The following is a 2,580-nucleotide window of genomic DNA, read 5'->3' on the forward strand; positions in this document are numbered from 1 at the left end:
CTGTTTTGCTGTCGGCAAACTGAACGGATCACAGGGGTGCCCGGCCCGCTCCCCGGGGCGACGGACGCCGTGGGAGCACCTGACCTGCGCTGTCAGCCCCGCGTGAGGGTGACGTCCTGCCGCTGCATGGCGTGGAAGCGGGGCAGGGGGAGGCCGCTGCGCAGGTCCAGTTCCATCACGGTGGCTTCGACGTTGGCGGTGCCCGGCCGGGGGGCGGTGGAGGGGCGTCCGGTGTTGGTCCAGGTGTGCTGCTGGCCGTCGCAGGTGGCGCGGGTTCCGCCGACGCTGTGGCGGACGCGGGGATTGTCCTGGGCCAGGGAGGAAGACACGAGGATGGGGCCGGAACCGCTCGTACAGCGGTAGGTGCCGGAGAGGGTGACGGTGCCGTCCGAGGCGATGCGGCCGGTGGGGTTGACGGTGATGCTCTCGTTCGGAGCGGCGGGCGCGGGTTCGGATGCGGCGGCGGCCGGGGCGGCGCACAGCAGCAGGGAAGCGGCGAGGGCCGTGGTGGCCTGGCGCAGTGACATGGGTGGCCTCTTGGGTCAGGAGAGACGGGATGACGGGAGTGCGAGGTGGGCCTTCCGCCCGCGGTGAGCTCGCTGTTCATCGCGGAGAACTGCGCGAACGGCACGGAGAGTTGAGAACTTCGCCTTGCGGCAGCCGGAGCCGGTCCATCCCGCGGGCAACGGGATACGGGTGACGCCGGGCAGTCTGCTGTGCCCGGGCGCCGGCTGCCAGGGGGAGATGCCTCCTGGCAGCCGGCGCGGTACGGCTGCGGGAGTTATCCGTTGGCCGTGCCGTTGCCGGACAGGGCCGGGATGTCGCTGACGAGGTGCGAGAGCGGCTCGTCGCCCTTGGCCTGCGTGGAGTTCTCGGTGCACTGCTGGTTCTGCGGTGCGGACAGGACGGGGATGTCCTGCACGGCAACGGGCACGAGGATGCCGACGAGGGATCCCACATTGGCCTTGACGGGGATACCGGCGCAGAGCTTGTTCAGCGAGCCCTGGACCGCCGAGAGCTGCGGGCTCTGGCTGCCGTGGGTGCTGCTGTTGCCGTACGCCTGTCCGGCGTTGTTGCCGCTGCTGCTGGTGGTGCCGTCATCGTCGCCGATGGCGGCCGCGTTCCCGGCGGTGCCGGCCAGCGTGAGGGCGGCGAGGCTGAGAGCCAGCGGGAAGGCAGGGATGCGCATGTCACTCCAGGTAGGGAAGCATTGGTCTGGTGACATGAATCAGTACCGCGTCCGGGTCCTGCGTCCGGGCATATTCGCCCATTGGCAGGGTGTCGCGGGAGCGGAGCTGACGGCGATCATCTGACCGGTGCATCCGGATGGCCTGCCGCCGTCCGTTTCCGCCGGACGCCGGGTGGGCGGGGGCGGCCGCGTCCGGCCAGTCCGGCGCGGCAGCTGTGCAGCCACTATTGTGCCCCGTCCGGCGCGACGGGGCACACCCCTGGGGGTCGGGTCCGAGCCGCGCACCGCGTGAGGTCGCGGCGGCGGCCGGAGGCACATGTGTGACGTCGTATCAGGCGCTCAGGACCACTTGGGTGCGCGGGCCGGGGCTGTCGGCGTGAGCGGCTTCTTCCATCGCCCGCAGGAGCAGCCGGAACGTTTCCCGGTCCACGGTCTGCATGACGTGGCGGAGCTCGACGGCGCCCGAGCCCAGCAGCGAGCAGGCGAATTCGAGGACGGCCAGGTCGTCCGCCGAGGCACGGCGCGACCAGCCCAGGGAGAGTCTGAGCTTCCTGACCGCCGACCAGTCCACGGCCGGGCAGGTGCCGCTGCGGTCGACCAGGGGCTGTCCGGCGGCGGCCGCGAGATCCAGGTCGCCGGTGAAGCGTCGCAGCCATACGCCGTCGTGGTGGGCGCCCAGGAGGCGGGTCGCGGCCCGCTTGCGCTCGTCGTGTACGTCCTCCAGCAGGCCCTGGGCCAGCTGTTCACCCGTCGTCGTGTCGGCCATGACCGTCATCGATTACTCCGTTTCCGGGGGCGGAAGGGGGCCCGTTTACCGTGGGCCGTACATGCCGGGTGATCGCGCGGCCTCGGTGCGCCGGCCTGCATGCCTCTGGGCCTGCGGAGCGGTCGGGGTCCGCCGGGTGCGCATCCTCCGGCGCGCCCTCTTGTCTCCCGTGCGGCGCGCGGCAAACCTGCCGGGCCCCCAGTCGGTCGCGCCCCGCCGATGGCCCCCTGATCGCGCCCTTCCGGGCGCGCCGGACCCGCGCGGCCCGCGGCGGCGTCCCGCGCCCTCGGCAGCTTCACGGCGACCTGCGGGCGGGGCACGGACGGCGGGCGGACAAGTTGCCGGTCGCTCATGATCAGCTTAATTTTGCGGCGACCCGGCTTTTTCTCAGGCACGAGGAGAAAAGCTTCATGGTGAAAGGCCTTCCGCACCGCACGCCCCGGCGTCCCCGGGGCCCGGATCCGGATCAGGACCGCTCGTCGCGTTCGGCGGCGACCGACCGGATGGCGCGCACACTGCTGCGCCGGCGGAAGAACGCAAAATGCGCGGCCGACGAGACCGTGTCGGAACTTCGCGTTGTTCGGCGTAACATTAAGAACGCCGCGCTGGGCAACAGCAGGGAGTG

General features: G+C 71.6%; 3 protein-coding genes and 1 pseudogene. 1 reads left to right on the plus strand and 3 read right to left on the minus strand.

Annotated elements, in window-relative coordinates:
- Positions 1 to 92: 92 nt before the first annotated feature.
- The 3 genes from ACQKIP_RS44975 to ACQKIP_RS44985 all read right to left on the minus strand — a co-directional run bounded on the left by ACQKIP_RS44975 (position 93) and on the right by ACQKIP_RS44985 (position 1,964).
- Positions 93 to 527: a DUF6299 family protein gene (locus tag ACQKIP_RS44975; protein ID WP_365853690.1), complete on the minus strand. Its 435-nt coding sequence runs from the start codon at positions 525 to 527 to the stop codon at positions 93 to 95.
- A gap of 254 nt (positions 528 to 781) precedes the next feature.
- Complete coding sequence (locus ACQKIP_RS44980) at positions 782 to 1,189, minus strand: rodlin (protein WP_361190105.1); 408 nt, start codon at positions 1,187 to 1,189, stop codon at positions 782 to 784.
- 331 nt (positions 1,190 to 1,520) lie between these two features.
- Positions 1,521 to 1,964, minus strand: a complete 444-nt coding sequence (locus tag ACQKIP_RS44985) for a hypothetical protein (RefSeq protein WP_365853688.1) — start codon at positions 1,962 to 1,964, stop codon at positions 1,521 to 1,523.
- A 401-nt stretch (positions 1,965 to 2,365) separates the two neighbouring features.
- On the opposite strand from ACQKIP_RS44985, the pseudogene ACQKIP_RS44990 reads away from it, so the two are divergent.
- Positions 2,366 to 2,580: pseudogene (locus ACQKIP_RS44990) on the plus strand (hypothetical protein); the annotation flags it as partial.

Origin of the sequence: Streptomyces sp. NPDC059900 (assembly GCF_050270335.1) — a bacterium.
GTDB lineage: Bacteria > Actinomycetota > Actinomycetes > Streptomycetales > Streptomycetaceae > Streptomyces.